Annotated in this window: 2 protein-coding genes (1 of these 2 only partly in view); both read left to right on the top strand. The window is 67.9% G+C overall.

The window, feature by feature from the left end:
• On the top strand, window positions 1-2,210 hold the 3' portion of the coding sequence (locus LV75_RS30275) for a non-ribosomal peptide synthetase (protein WP_253890774.1). The gene continues 6,457 nt to the left of window position 1, outside the view; the window shows 2,210 of its 8,667 coding nt (coding positions 6,458-8,667); its start codon lies off the left edge, out of view; the stop codon is at window positions 2,208-2,210.
• Window positions 2,207-16,261: a non-ribosomal peptide synthetase gene (locus tag LV75_RS30270; protein ID WP_253890773.1), complete on the top strand. Its 14,055-nt coding sequence runs from the start codon at window positions 2,207-2,209 to the stop codon at window positions 16,259-16,261. The genes LV75_RS30275 and LV75_RS30270 overlap by 4 nt, the downstream gene beginning before the upstream one ends.

Here is a 16,261-nt window from a genome sequence, read left to right as displayed (position 1 = left end):
TTGAGGCGTTCAACTTCTACGGGCCGACTGAGTGCACCGTGGACGCCGTGGTGGCGCCCGTTGTCGGTTCGGACGTGGTGATCGGGCGTCCGGTCGCGAACTCGACCGTGTACGTGTTGGACTCGGCTCTCGGGTTGGTGGCGCCGGGTGTTGTTGGTGAGTTGTACGTGGGTGGGCCAGGCGTGGCGCGGGGCTACCTGGGGCAGCCCGGGTTGACGGCGTCGCGGTTTGTGGCGAACCCCTTTGGTGCGGGGCGGTTGTACCGCACGGGTGACCTGGTGCGGTGGTCGGCGGGCTCGCTGGAGTTCCTGGGGCGCCTCGATGACCAGGTGAAGGTCCGCGGGTTCCGGGTCGAGCTGGGTGAGGTCGAGACCGTCCTGGCCGAGCACCCGGCGGTGACCGCCGCCATCGCAACAGTGCGAGACGGCCGACTGATCGCCCATGTGATCGGCACGACCGACCTCCGTGCTCACGCGGCGTCGTTGTTGCCCGACCACATGGTCCCGTCCGCATTCGTTGCGGTGGACGAGTTCCCGTTGCAGCCCAACGGCAAGGTCGACCGCGCCGCGCTGCCCGACCCCGACTTCGCCGCGCTGGTCTCCGCCCGGGCCGCGACCACCGAGGTCGAGGCCACCCTGGTCGAGATCTTCGCCGCCGTCCTCGGCCTGCCCACCGTCGGCGTGGACGACGACTTCTTCGCCCTCGGCGGCGACAGCATCGTGTCGATCCAGCTGGTCAGCCGCGCCCGCGCCGAAGGGCTGCGGTTCTCCCCGCGCGACGTCTTCGAACAACGCACCGTCGCGGCCTTGGCCCTGATCGCCGAACCCGACAAGCCAACGCCCATCGCCGACGACGGCACCGGCCTGATCCCGTTCACCCCGATCATGCGCTCCCTCCTGGAGGTCGGCGGCCCTATAGGCCGTTTCGCTCAGGTGCAGGTGCTGCGTGCCCCCGCCGACCTGACTGCCGCGCGTCTTGTGGTCGCCGTCCAGAAGCTCGTGGACACCCACTCGGTACTCCGCGCCCAACTCGTCTCCGACGGCCTCCAGGTCCCCGATTCCCTCGATGCCGTGGATGTCGTCTCCCGGGTTTCTGGCCCTCTAGACGTCGATTCGGTTCTCGACTCCCTCGATCCGTGTGCTGGATCGATGATTCGTGTCGCGTGGTTCCCTGACGCCTCCAACGTGGTTGTAGCGGTCCATCACCTGGTGGTGGATGGGGTGTCGTGGCGGATCTTGTTGCCGGACTTGGTGGCGGCGTATGGGGGCGCTGAGCTGGAGCCGGTTGGGACGTCGTTCCGGGGTTGGGCCCTGGGGTTGACCGAGGCTGCGCGGGCCAGGGGCGAGGAGTTGGCGCACTGGCGGGCAGCGGTTGCTGGGGATGCGGCGCCGCTGGGGGATCGCGAGCTCGATGGGGACAAGGTCTCCCAGTTGAAGCAGGTAGTGACAACGGTCCCTGATGACGTTGCCGAGCCGCTCTTGGGAGCTGTGCCTGAGTTGTTCCACGCTGAGGTCGACGACATCCTGTTGACTGGGTTTGCGTTGGGTCTTGCGCGGTGGTCGGCGCGTTATCGCGGGCAGCAGCGCAGCGCGATCACTGTGGACCTCGAGTCGCACGGTCGTGATGAAGATGCCGTCCCCGGGGCGGACCTACACCGCACAGTCGGCTGGTTCACCAGCGTCTACCCCGTCCGCCTCGACCTCGCTGGCGTTGACGTCGCCGATGCGGTGGCGGGGGGACCTGCGGCAGGTAGGGCTGTCAAGCAGGTCAAGGAATGTCTGCGCGCGACGCCCGGTAGCGGTATCGGCTTCGGTTTGCTCCGCCACCTCAACCCAGAGTTAGGTAGCAGGCAGCAAGTCCTCTTCAACTACCTGGGCCGATTCGACACCTCTTCGTCTACCGGTCCGTGGTCGTCCCTACCGGGTATCGGTGGGGGAGCCGACGCGGATATGCCTGCCGAGTACCCGTTGCAGGTGGACATCACCACCATCGACGGGCCTGAGTTCCGCATTGCCTGGACCTACCCCGACGGGGTCTTCACCGAGCGCGACATCCGCGACCTCGCCACCTGCGTCGCCGGGGCGCTGCGCGCGGTGGCCGAGCACAGTGCCGAAGCGGGCGCTGGCGGCCTGACCCCATCCGACCTGCTGGTTCCTGGTTTCGCCCAGGAGCAGATCGACCGCTTCGAGGCGAACTGGAGAAACCTGTGACCCTGCAGGACATCTGGCCCCTGTCCCCGCTGCAGGAGGGCCTGCTGTTCCTCTCCGGCTACGACGAGTCCGAAGTGGACATCTACACGGTCCAGACCGTGCTGGAGGTCGAGGGACCGCTCGACGCCGAGCTGATGCGCGAGTCGGCGGGCGCGCTGTTGCGCAGGCACCCCAACCTGCGGGTCTGCTTCACCACCGAGGAGCGCCCGGTGCAGCTCGTGCCCGCCAGGGTCGCGCTGCCGTGGACCGAGGTCGACACCACCGAGGCCGAGTGGCAGGCCCTGGTCGAGCGCGACCGCGCCACCCGGTTCGACCTGGAGCGACCGCCGCTGATCCGGTTCCTGCTCGCCCGGCTCGGCCCCGACCGGTACCGGTTGCTGGTCACCAACCACCACATCCTGCTCGACGGGTGGTCCACGCCGCTGCTGCTCGGTGAGTTGTTCGAGATCTACGGCGCGCGCGGCGACACCGGTGGCCTGCGCCGCGTCCGCCCGTTCCGCGACTACCTCGTCTGGCTGAGCCGCCAGGACCGCGACCTCGGTGAGAAGACCTGGGCCGACGCGCTGGCGGGCGTCACCGAGCCCACCCTGGTCGGCCCGCCCGGCGCGGCCAACTCCGGCTCTCTTACCCAGCGCGTCCCGGTGCCTGTCCCCGCAGACCTGGCTAAGAGCCTCGGCGACCTCGCCAGGCGCCTACGCGTCACCGTCAACACGCTGCTGCAGACCGCGTGGGGTCTTGTCCTTGCCCGTCACCTGGGCCGCTCCGACGTCGTATTCGGTGCCACTGTCTCCGGTCGCCCGGCAGACCTACCTGGCGTTGAATCGATGATCGGCCTGTTTATCAATACCGTTCCTGTGCGCGTGCGGCTCGACCCGGCGGAGACCGTCACCGCGCTGCTTACCCGCGTGCAGGCCGAGCAGGCGCGGGTCATGGACCACCAGTACGTCGGCCTGTCCCGCGTGCAGCGCGGCACCGGGCTGCCGGAGCTGTTCGACACCATCACCGTGTTCGAGAGCTACCCGGTCGACACCGAGGCGCTCGGCCGCGCGGAGGACGCGGCGGGCCTGCGCGTGGTCGGCGTCCAGGGCACGGACGACACCAACTACCCGCTGACCCTGACCGCCGAGGCCTCCGACGGGCTCGAGGTCTGGATCGACCACCGGCCCGATGTCGTCGACACCGAGGCCACGGGGCTGTTCGCCGCCCGGCTCGTCGCGGCGCTGACCGCGTTCGTCACCGACGCCGAGGCGCCAGTTCGCATGCTTGACCTGATGACGTCCACTGAGCGCGCGTCCATCGCGGCGCTCGGTCGCGGCGTGTTGATCGGTGTTGTGCAAACCTCGGTGCTGCAAGCGTTTGCGACTACAGTCGCGGACACGCCTGAAAACATCGCGGTCACCGACTCGGCGCGGTCTCTTACGTTCGCGGAGTTGGACGAGCGGTCGGACTGGCTGGCGGGATGGCTCCAGACCCAGGGCGTCGCGCGTGAAGCCGTGGTTGCGTCAATGCTGCCGCGCTCTGTTGACGCTATCGTCGCGCTGCTCGCCATCTGGAAGGCGGGTGCGGTACACCTACCTGTTGACCCCGGATACCCAGCCGACCGCATCCGCTTCATGCTGGACGACGCGCAGCCCGCACTGGTTCTGTCCGCCATCGAAGACGACATGTCAGCGCCGCCCGCTCCGGTTGTCGTCGATGGCGCTGCCTACATGATCTACACGTCGGGCTCCACCGGTAGGCCTAAGGGCGTCGTGGTCGAGCATGCCGGTCTGGTGAACCTGCTTGCGTCGCACCGGTCCGTGATGTGTCCAGGGCCTGTTCTGCACGCCGCGTCGTTCTCCTTTGACGCTTCGCTAGACCCGTTGCTGTGGTTGTTCGCCGGAAGCACACTGCACATCGCCGACGACAACCTGATGCGCGACTCGCGCGCCATGGTCGACTACGTGCGGGCGAACGGCATCTCATACGTTGACTCCGCACCGCTGCTACTCGGGCAGTTGGTATCCGACGGGTTGCTGACGTCGGGCGTGTCGGTCGTGGGCACCGGCGGCGAGGCCATCGGCGCTGCGCTGTGGGCGGAGTTGGCCGGGAGTTCGGTTGAGGCGTTCAACTTCTACGGACCGACCGAGTGCACTGTGGACGCGGTCGTGGCGCCCATTGTCGGCTCGGACGTGGTGATCGGCCGCCCTGTCGCGAACTCCACCGTGTACGTGCTGGATTCGGCCCTCGGGCTGGTCGCACCGGGCGTCGTGGGTGAGCTGTACGTCGGCGGGCCGGGCGTTGCGCGCGGGTACTTGGGCCAGCCTGGGTTGACGGCGTCGCGGTTTGTGGCGAATCCGTTCGGCGACGGTCGGTTGTATCGCACGGGTGACGTGGTGCGGTGGTCGTCGGGCTCGCTGGAGTTCCTGGGCCGCGTGGACGACCAGGTAAAGGTTCGCGGGTTCCGGGTGGAGCTGGGTGAGGTCGAGGCCGTGCTGGCCGAGGTCGCCTCGCAGGTGACCGTCGCGGTCCGCGACTCCCGACTCATCGCTTACGTCGTTGGCGCTAACGCTGACTCGGTACGCGATCACGCCAAGGCAGTGCTACCTGAGCACATGGTCCCCTCGGCAGTCGTGGTGCTTGATGAGTTCCCCACGTTGCCCAGCGGCAAGGTCAACCGCGCCGCGCTTCCCGCGCCGGACTTAAGCGGGCTCGTAACCGTCGGCAGGGAACCCCGCACGGAGACCGAGTCCTTGCTGCGCGACCTGTTCGCCGCAGTGTTGGGTCTGCCTTCGGTCGGTATGGACGATGACTTCTTCACCCTTGGCGGCGACAGCATCGTCTCCATCCAACTGGTCAGCCGTGCCCGCGCTGCTGGTCTTACCCTGTCTCCGCGCGATGTCTTCGAGCAGCGCACGGTCGCTGCGCTCGCTGCCGCTGTTAAGACGGAACCAGCGGCGGTCGAAGAGGAGGGGGCAGCCATTGGGCACGCTCCCCTTACGCCGATCATGCACGACCTCTTGGCTAATGGCGGGCCAATCAACCGCTTCGCTCAGGTGCAGGTGCTGCGTGCCCCCGTCGACCTGACCGCCGCGCGTCTTGTTGCTGCTGTGCAGAAGCTGGTCGATGTGCACGCAATCCTGCGTGCTCGCCTGGTCGCCGACGGTCTTCAGGTCCCCGATTCCCTCGACGCGGTCGATGTCGTCTCCCGGGTTTCTGGCTCTCTAGACGTCGATTCGGTTCTCGAGACACTTGATCCGTCTGCTGGTTCGATGATTCGTGTCGCGTGGTTCCCTGACGCCTCAGGTGTGGTTGTGGCTATCCATCACTTGGTGGTGGATGGGGTGTCGTGGCGGATTCTGTTGCCGGATCTGGTGGCGGCGTATGGGGGCGCTGACCTGGAGCCGGTGGGGACGTCGTTCCGGCGGTGGGCGCAGGGATTGGTGGCTGCCGCGGAGCGGTCGGACGAGGTGGAGTTCTGGGCGGCCACGGTGGCGGGCGATGAGCCGTTGCTGGGGGCCAGGGCGCTAGAGCAGACCGACACGTTGGCTACGGCGCGGAACGCGCGGACTGAGGTTGGGGAGTTGCCCAACGAGGTCGCGGGGCGGTTCAAGGCCGAGGTCGACGACATTCTGCTTGCGGGGTTGGCGGTCGCCGTGGGGCGGTGGCGGGGGAGGACCTCGCTGTTGCTGGACCGCGAGGCGCATGGGCGCGATGAGGATCTCGTGCCTGGGGCGGACTTGCACCGCACGGTCGGGTGGTTCACCAGTCTCTACCCGGTCCGCCTCGACGGGATCGATGCGCGGGATGCGTCGGCGACGGTGAAGCGGGTTAAGGAGAGTTTGCGGGCCACGCCAGGCAGTGGGGCGGGCTTTGGGTTGTTGCGCCACCTCAACGCTGACACCGCGGGCAGGCTTACCGCGAAGCCGCAGGTACTCGTTAACTATCTCGGCCGGTTTGAATCTGCCACGCAGCAAGGGCCCTGGACGCCGGTAGAGGCGGGTATCGCGGGCGGCGCCGACAAGGACATGCCGCTTGAGCACGCCCTGCAGATCGACATCGTGGCTATCGGGACGACTCTTACCGTCGACTGGACTTGGCCCGACGGCGTGTTCACTGACGCCGAGATCGAGGTACTTAGCGGGCACTGGCGCGACGCCCTGGCTGAGCTCTCTTCCGCTACCGGCGGACGCACCCCCTCCGACTTCCCTCTAGTCACCCTCGACCAGCCCGAGGTCGACTCCCTCCTCGCCGACGGCGTCACCGACATCTGGCCGTTGTCCCCGCTGCAAGAGGGCCTGCTTTTCCTCTCCGGCCTTGAGGGCGCCGATGTGTACACCGTGCAGACAGTGCTCAACATCGACGGTGACGTAGACGCCGCGCGGCTGCGCAGTGCGGCAGACGCGCTACTGGCGAGGCACGCGAACCTGCGGGTGTGCTTCCGGAGCCGTCCTAACGGCGAGCTCTTGCAACTCGTCCGCGACGTGCGCGCACCGTGGCGGGAGGTCACCGGCGACGAGTCCGTCATCGCGGAGGACCTAGACACGCCTTTCGACCCCGGAACCGGCCCGCTGATCCGGTTCCTGCTGCTCCGCCTGCCCGACGGCGGCCAGCGCCTGGTGATCACCAACCACCACGTCCTGCTCGACGGCTGGTCGACCCCGCTGCTGGGTCAGGAGCTCTTCCAGCTCTACGGCGGCGAGACACCCCCGGCGCCGCGCCCGTTCACCGACTACCTCACCTGGTTGTCCGCACAGGACAAGACGGCGGCCGCGGCCGCGTGGGCCAAGGCGCTCGACGGCACCGAGCCGACCCTCACGGCGAAGCCGACCAGCACCACGGTCCGCCCTGAGAAGGTCGACGTCGACCTATCGCGTGCGCTCGGCGCCCGACTTGCCGACACCGCCCGCGCTCTTGGCGTCACCCTGAACACCGCTATTCAGCTCGCCTGGGGTCTTGTCCTTGCCCGCCACTTGGGCCGTGAGGACGTCGTCTTCGGAGCCACGGTGTCCGGTCGACCGGCAGACCTACCTGGCGTCGAATCGATGATCGGTCTGTTCATCAACACGGTCGCCGTCCGCGTCCAGCTCGACCCGCGTGAGACCGTGGCCGAAGCCGCCCGCCGAGTGCAGGCAGAGCAATCAGCCCTGATCGAGCACCAGCACCTCGGGTTGGCCGACATCCGTCGCGCCACCGGGCTGTCCGAGCTGTTCGACAGCCTTACGGTGTTCGAGAGCTACCCGGTCGACACCGACGCTCTTGGCCGTGCCGAGAAGTCGGCAGGGCTACGCGTCACCGGTGTGTCCGGCACCGACGCCACCGACTACCCGTTGACGCTGACCGCTGAGGTTGGCGAGACGCTAGAGCTGTCGTTGGAGTACCGGCCCGACGTCCTCGACCGCGATAGCGCTACCCGGCTCGCCGACGGCCTAGTGCGCGTCCTGGACACGATCGCCGAAGACCCGAAGCGCCCGCTCCACAGCATCACCCTCGTCACCGACCAGGACCTGGGCGTCCAGGTGAGTTTCGGCCCCGAGGCCACCGTCTCGGGCTCTGTCCTGGACGTGTTTGACCGTCAGGTCGCCGCCACCCCGAACGCCACTGCGGTCGTCGACGTCCAGAACCGGCGGACTTACGCCGACCTCGACACCCAAGCCCGGGCCATCGCGGGGCACCTCGTCGACAACGGCGTCCGCCCCGGCGACGTGGTGGGACTTTCGCTGACCGCCTCGGCCGACCTAGTCGCGGCCATCCTCGGCGTGTGGCGGGCAGGTGCGGCCTACCTGGTGCTTGACCCGGCATATCCCGCTGAGCGCCTCTCCTACATGGTCGCCGACGCCCAGCCCACCGTTGTTCTGACCGATGTCAGCGTCGACGGCTCCTTCGACGGCACCCCAGCTCTCAGCGCCGCCTACGTCCTCTACACCTCCGGGTCCACCGGTAGGCCTAAGGGCGTTGTCGTCGAGCACCAGAACCTCGCGAACTTGCTCGCGTCGCACCAAGCGCTCGTGATGCCGTCGCAGCGCCAACGAGTGGTCAACGCCGCGTCGTTCGCCTTCGACGCCTCGGTGGACGGGCTCCTGTGGATGGTCGCCGGACACGAGCTGCACATCGTGAGCTCCGATCCGGCCGCGCTGGTCGCTTACGTCCACGAACACGGCATCGACTACCTCGATGCCGCTCCTGCTCTCCTTGCCCACCTCGTCGACGACGGCCTGCTGGATACCGGCATCTCCTTCATCGGCACCGGCGGTGAGGCGGTCGGCGACGCACTCTGGAAGCAACTCGCGGCATCTAACGTCACTGCGTTCAACTTCTATGGCCCCACTGAGACAACAGTTGACGCTGCCTTCGCGCGCATCGAGGGATCTCTACCGGTCATCGGTAACCCCGTCGCGAACACTGAGGTCTATGTCCTCAACCGGAGCCTCGGCCGCGTGCCGACTGGTGTCCCGGGTGAGCTGTACCTCGGTGGTGCAGGTGTCACCCGCGGCTACCTCAACCAGCCCGGCCTGACCGCCTCACGGTTCGTCCCCAACTTCATCTCCGGCCACGGTCGTCTCTATCGCACCGGCGACCTCGTGCAGTGGACTCCCGATGGCAAGCTGGAGTTCCTTGGCCGGGTCGATGACCAGATCAAGGTGCGCGGTTTCCGCATCGAGCCCGGCGAGATCGAAGCCACGCTGACGGACGACGCCACGGTTGCCCAAGCGACTGTTATCGCCCGTGATCACCAACTCTTTGCCTACGTCATCGCATCAGCCGGTCAAACAGCCGACCCCGCCGGTCTTCGTAACCAGCTCGCGGTGGTCCTACCTGAGCACATGGTCCCCGCGGCGATCGTTGTGCTCGACGCGTTCCCGACCCTGCCAAGCGGCAAGGTCGACCGTAAGGCCCTCCCCGCGCCCGACTACGCCACCAGCACCGCACGACCGCGCACTCCCGCCGAAGAGATCGTTGCGGCCCTGTGCGCCGAGGTGCTGGACCTGCCCTCGGTCGGTCCGGACGACGACTTCTTCGCCATCGGCGGCCACTCACTGCTCGCCACCCGACTCGTGTCCCGGCTGCGCGTGGCTCTCAACGCCGAAGTGACCATCCGCGATGTCTTCACTGCGCGGACGGTCGCCGGTATCGCCGCTTTGGTCGGCAACACCGGTGACACCCGCCCGGCGCTGCGACCGGTCGAGCGGCCTGAGTTGCTGCCGTTGTCGTTCGCGCAGCAGCGGCTGTGGTTCCTCTTCCGCATGGAAGGGCCTAGCGCTACCAACAACATCCCGTTCGTGGCGCGCTTGTCCGGCACAGTTGACCCTGCCGCGCTACAAGCCGCCCTCAACGACCTTGTGGCCCGGCACGAGAGCCTGCGCACGGTCTTCCCGGACCGCGATGGCATCGCCTACCAAGAGATCCTGCCCGATGCCGTAGTGCCGTTCGAGGTGGTCGCGGGCAACGGTGTCCAAGAGGCCACGGAGTACGCGTTCGACCTGTCCCGGGAGATCCCGGTCCGCGCCTGGCTGTTCCAGGAGTCGGCCGACGAGTCGGTGATTGTGCTGCTGGTGCACCACATCGCCGCTGACGAGTGGTCCACCGCGCCGCTCTTGGGTGATCTCGGCACTGCCTATGCCGCCCGCCGCGCGGGGACTACCCCGGAGTGGGCAGCGCTACCGGTCCAGTACGCGGACTACACTCTTTGGCAGCACGAGCTCCTAGGCTCCGAGGACGATCCGGACAGCTTGGTGTCACGCCAGGTCGCCTATTGGCGAGACGCTCTAGCCGGGGCGCCTGAAGAGATCGCGCTGCCCCTGGACCGTCCCAGGCCCGCTGTCGCGTCTTACCGGGGCGACGACGTGCGGTTCGAGCTGGATCCGTCGGTCGCGGTCGCGTTGCGCGACTTGGCCCGGCGTGAGGGCGTCACCACCTTCATGATCGTTCAGGCCGCCGTGGCCGCTCTGTTGTCGCGGCTCGGCGCGGGCACCGACATCCCGCTCGGCACCCCCATCGCGGGCCGTGTCGACGAGGGCTTGGACCGGTTGGTCGGATTCTTCGTCAACACACTGGTGCTGCGCACGGATGTCTCCGGCGACCCGACCTTCACCGAGCTCCTGCGCCGCGTCCGGGAAGCCGACCTGGCCGCCTACGCGCACCAGGACGTGCCTTTCGAGCGGCTGGTGGAGCTCCTCAACCCGGCCCGCTCCATGGCCAGGCACCCGCTGTTCCACGTGATGGTCACCCACACCGGGCTCGACACCGACGACCTCGGCCTGCCCGGCACCCAGACGGCCGCGCAGGACGTGGCGACGACCACCGCCAAGTTCGACCTCGCCATCGGCCTGTCCGACACTCCCGACGGCATGGTCGGCGCCATCGAGTACGCCACCGACCTGTTCGACGACGACACCGTCACCGACATCGCCACGCGGCTCGTCAGGCTGCTCACCGCCCTCTCCCGCGATCCGAACCAGCGGGTCCGCACGGTCGACCTGCTGTCGTCCGACGAACGCGACCTAGTGCTGCGCGGGTGGAACGCCACCGCGGAACCAGAAGTCACGCGCACACTGCCTGAGCTTCTCACCGACGCCTTTAGCCGATTCCCCAGCGAAATCGCTCTTGTGGCGGGCAAGACCCGTTTGCCCTACCGCGACCTGGACGTCCTTGTAGGGCAGCTCGCGACTGAGCTGCGGTCGCGCGGTGTCGACGCAGAGCGCGTCGTGGCCATCGGGTTGCCCCGTGGCGCGGAGATGGTCATCGCGCTGCTGGCGATCCTGCGAGCTGGCGGCGCGTTCGTCCCGCTCAACCCGACGTGGCCGGAAGCGCGCCGCGAGACCGTACTGCGGGACTCCGGGGCGATGCTGACCGTCACCGGACCTGGCGGGGTACCCGAGTCGGAGTTGACCGTTCCAATCGACCTGACCAGTTGGTCCTATGGCGGGAACCCGGTTGCGGCGGCTGCCTCCACTCACGGTGCGCAGCTCGCCTACATCATGTTCACCTCAGGCTCCACCGGTACGCCCAAGGGCGCGATGATCCGGCACGAGGCCATCAGCGCACGCCTGGTGTGGCAGAGCGGGCTGCTCGGCTTCGGCCAAGGCGACGCTGCCTTGTTCAAGGCGCCGCTGTCGTTCGACATCTCGGTCAACGAGATCCTGCTGCCCCTGGTCACCGGCGGCCGCGTAGTGATTGCCGAGCCCGGCGGAGAACGCGATCCGCGCTACCTGCTCGACCTCATCGACACCGAGGGCGTCACCTTCGTCTACCTGCCGTCCTCCATGCTCGACGCGCTACTAGAGCTCGCCTCGGGCACTGAGTCCCTGCGTGGGCTTAGGCACGTCTGGTGCGGTGGCGAGGTCCTGACCCCAGAGCTGTTCGAGCGGTTCCGCACCGCGCTGAACACGACGATGTACCACGGCTATGGCCCAGCCGAGACCACCATCGGTGTCTCTCACGTCGTCTATCGCGACGGTGCCGACCGCATCGCCACCTCTATCGGCGGCCCTAACCCGAACACCCAGCTCTATGTGCTCGACGACGCGCTTAACCCCGTCCCGCCCGGTATCGCGGGAGAGCTGTACGTCGGTGGTTACCTCCTGGGCCGCGGTTATGTGAACAAGCCCGATCTCACCGCGTCCCGGTTCGTCGCCAACCCCTTCGGCGCGCCAAGCACCCGCCTCTACCGCACGGGCGACCTCGTCCGGTGGGCAGGAGATGGCACCCTGGACTTCGTCGGGCGCGTCGACAACCAGGTCAAGATCCGAGGAATGCGGCTGGAGTTGGAAGAGGTCGAAGCAGCCCTCCTCAGCCACCCCGGCGTGCGGTCCACCGTTGTCACCGTCCCCGCCGGTAGTGCTTACCTGGCCGCCTACGTGGTGGCAGATGGCGACGCCGATCTCTCCGACTTGGCCGCTTGGGCCCGAAACACCCTGCCCGACTATATGGTCCCGTCTGCGTTCGTGGAGCTGGACGCTCTACCGATCACCGCTAACGGCAAGGTGGACCGGAAGGCCCTCCCGGAGCCGGTAGTGGATACGGGGGAGCGGCGCGCTGCGCGTTCCCCGCGCGAAGAGTTGGTGGCCGGGATCTTCGCGGACCTGCTCGGGGTGGACAGCGTCGGCACGGACGACAACTTCTTCACCCTCGGCGGGCACTCGCTGCTCGCCACCAAGCTGGTCAGTCGAGTCCGTTCCGTGTTGGGCGTCGAGCCGACCATCCGGGACGTCTTCGAGGCGCCCACCGTGGCTGGTCTCGTGTCGCGCTTGCCCGCGTCCGGTGTCGCTCGTCCTGCCTTGACCCGTCTACCCCGCCCGGATCGGTTGGCGCTGTCGTTCGCCCAGCAGCGGTTGTGGTTCTTGTTCCGTATGGAAGGGCCTAGTTCTACCTACAACATCCCGCTGATCGCACGCCTCACCGGCGACGTGGACTCTGCTGCGCTACAGGCCGCCCTCAACGACCTTGTGACCCGACACGAGAGCCTGCGCACAGTCTTCCCCGACCACGACGGCGTGCCGTACCAGTCGGTGTTGTCGGACGCAGTGGTGCCGTTCGAGGTCGTTGACGGTGACGGCGTCCAAGAGGCGACGGAGTACGCGTTCGACCTATCGCGTGAGATCCCGGTCCGCGCCTGGTTGTTCCGGCAGACCGCGGACGAGTCAGTGATCGTACTTCTGGTGCACCACATCGCGGCCGACGAGTGGTCCACCGCGCCCCTCTTGGGCGACCTGGGTTCCGCTTACGCTGCTCGCCGTGTTGGCGCGAGTCCAGAGTGGACTGCTCTACCGGTCCAGTACGCGGACTACACGCTGTGGCAACGAGAGCTGCTCGGCTCCGAGGAAGACCCCGACAGCGTCATCTCTCGCCAGGTCGCGTACTGGCAGGAAACGCTGGAGGGCATGCCGGAAGAGTTGACGCTGCCTACGGACAGGCCGAGGCCGGCCATCGCCTCCTACCGAGGCGGAGAAGTCCGGTTCGACCTGAGCGGTGAAGCGCTAAGCGGCCTCCGAGCCGCTGCCCGCGCCAATGGGGCAACCCTCTTCATGACTGCCCAAGCTGCGGTAGCTGCCCTCTTGTCGCGCCTAGGGGCGGGAACTGACATCCCGCTCGGCTCCCCGATCGCGGGGCGCACCGACGAAGCCCTCGACGACCTCGTCGGGTTCTTCCTCAACACGCTGGTGCTGCGCACAGACGTCTCCGGCGACCCGACCTTCGCCGAACTGCTGCGGCGGGTCCGAGAGACCGACCTGGCGGCCTACGCGCACCAAGACGTGCCTTTCGAGCGGTTGGTGGAGATCCTCAACCCGACCCGGTCTATGGGACGCCACCCGCTGTTCCAAACGATGGTCGTCTTCCACGACGCCGACGAACGCGACCTCGGCCTGCCCGGGGTTGCCACCACCGAACAGGAAACCGAGGTCACGACTGCCCGGTTCGACCTGACGTTCACCTTCACCGAGTTGTCCGACGGCATCACCGGCACCGTCGAATACGCCGACGACCTATTCGACCCCGCTAGCGCCACCCAGCTCGCGGAACGCCTAGCCCGCTTCGTTGAAGCTGTTGCCGCTACCCCGGCCGCGCCGATCAGTTCCGTCGACCTGCTTACCGGCGAAGAACGGCTTGCTCTCCTGGACTTCCCGGTAGAGCCACCGGTGACCGACACGATCCCAGCTCTATTCGCCGCACAAGCAGCACGGACACCGGACGCCACCGCTGTTGAAGCTGCCGACGGCAGGGTCACCTACCGTGAACTGTTGCAACGAGTCGAATCGTTGGCCGGTGAGCTAGTGCGTCGCGGCGCGGGGCCGGAGCGAATCGTCGCGTTGGCTCTACCGCGTTCAGTGGACATGGTTGTCGCGATGCTCGCGGTCCTGCGTTCCGGCGCCGCCTACCTGCCGCTCGACCCGGAGTACCCGGCTGACCGGCTGGAGTACATGGTCACCGACGCCAACCCCGCGCTCCTGGTGACCGCCGAGGCGCTGCGCCAGGTGCTCCCACCGATCGACCAGACAGTCACCTTCGCCGACGAGTGGCACGGCTCCGCCCCGGCGGATCTGCCCGATGTGGACAGTCCGGCCTACGTCATCTACACGTCCGGGTCCACCGGTCGACCGAAGGGCGTCGTCGTCCCGCACGGGGCGGTCGCGAACTTCGCCGAGGCCATGGCCGGTCTGGTCGGGTTCGGCCCAGGTGACCGGTTGTTGGCGGTCACGACCCTGTCCTTCGATATCGCGGTGCTGGAACTGCTGGTGCCATTGACGCGCGGGGTCACCGTCCGGGTGGCCTCCCGCGAAGAGGTGCTCGACCCGCCCGTGCTCGCCGGACTCCTCGCCGACTACGTGCAGGCCACACCGTCGCTGTGGCAGGCCATCGTCGACACCGGCGTAGCCCTGGACTCCACAACCGTCCTGGTCGGCGGCGAGGCGCTCCCGCCGTCGCTCGCGGGCACACTCGCCGTCCGCGCCCGCCGCGTCGTCAACCTCTACGGCCCCACGGAGACCACCGTGTGGTCCACCTCTGCCGAGGTCGTCGATGAGCGCGTCGTCATCGGCCACCCCATCCGCGCCACCCAGACCTACATCCTCGACACCGGCCTCGGCCTCGTCCCCGACGGCGTGGTGGGCGAGTTGTACCTCGCGGGAGACGGCGTCGTCCGTGGCTACCACCGCCGACCCGACCTCACCGCGACCCGCTTCGTCGCCAACCCGCACGGCCCCGGCCGCCTCTACCGCACCGGCGACCTCGTCCGCCGCACCCCCGTGGGCATCGAGTACCTGGGCCGGGTCGACGACCAGGTCAAGGTCCGCGGCTTCCGCATCGAACTCGGCGAGATCGAATCCATCCTCACCGCCACCCCTGGCGTCACCCGCGCCATCGTCGTGGCCAGGGAGTCCCGCCTAGTCGCCTATGTGACTCCCGAGAACATCGACCCAACCGCGGTCCGTTCCCTTGCGGCAGCACACCTACCGGACTACATGGTCCCCTCCGCCGTTGTCACACTCGACTCCTTCCCGCTAACAGCCAACGGCAAGCTCAACCGCCGCGCGTTGCCCTCGCCTGATTTCGCGGCCCTATCAACCAGCCGTGCGCCCGCCACACCTCGCGAGTACCTCTTGTGCGAGCTGTTCGCGGAAGTCCTAGGCATCGACTCAGTCGGCGCGGATGACGACTTCTTCGTACTAGGCGGCCATTCGCTGCTCCTGGTCCGGTTGAGCTCGGCAATAGAGGCCCGCACAGGTGTCCGACTGCCGATCACCGCGCTGTTCACTTCGCCGACCCCTGCGGGGCTTGCAGCGAAGTTGGACGGGGGAGTGGTGGCCGGAGCGCTGGACCCCGTGCTGGAACTGCGGTCCGGCACGGGCACCCCGGTGTTCTTCCTCCACCCCGCCAGCGGTCTGGCCTGGCAGTTCGCGCCGCTGAAGGCATGGCTGCCGGTGCCGATGTACGGGCTGCAGTCGCCACTGCTGACCGACCCCGACGCGTCCTACGCGAGCCTGGCCGACCTGGCCGAGCGGTACGTGTCGGAGATCATCCGGGTCCAGCCCGACGGGCCGTACCGACTCGTCGGCTGGTCGTTCGGCGGGAACGTGGCCTACCTGGTGGCGTGCGCGCTGCGGGCCAGGGGCCTGGAGGTGTCCTTGTTGGCACTGCTGGATTCCCGGCACTTCGACCCCGCCCTGGACGTCGTCCCCGCCGACCGGGAGGCCGCGCTGGTCGGCCTGCTGTCCGATCTGGACTACGAACTGCCGTCCGAGGTCACGCTGGAGTCCGCGGTCGAGGCGATCCGAGCACGCGGGGACGTCATGTCGCAGTTCTCCGCTGACGAGGTCGGTGCGGTCGTGGAGAGTTACCTGACGAGCCAACGCCTGCTGGCCGAGGCGCACTACCCGGCCTACGACGGGCGGGTAGTGCTGGTGGACGCCCTGGTGCCGGAGACCGGCTTCGAGGATGTGCACTACTCGGCGGGCGACGACTGGCGCGAAGTCGCGCGGCGGTTGGAGATCGTCGAGTTCGACTGCCGCCACGCCGAGGTCGTGTCCCCCCGGATGCTGCCCGAACTGGGGGACCTCCTCCGCCGCCTGCTGTAG

It is taken from the genome of Actinokineospora diospyrosa, from assembly GCF_024171925.1.
In the GTDB taxonomy this organism is placed as follows: domain Bacteria; phylum Actinomycetota; class Actinomycetes; order Mycobacteriales; family Pseudonocardiaceae; genus Actinokineospora; species Actinokineospora diospyrosa.
The sequence above is the reverse complement of the archived record's forward strand: the minus strand, read 5'-3'. Positions and strand labels throughout refer to the sequence as shown.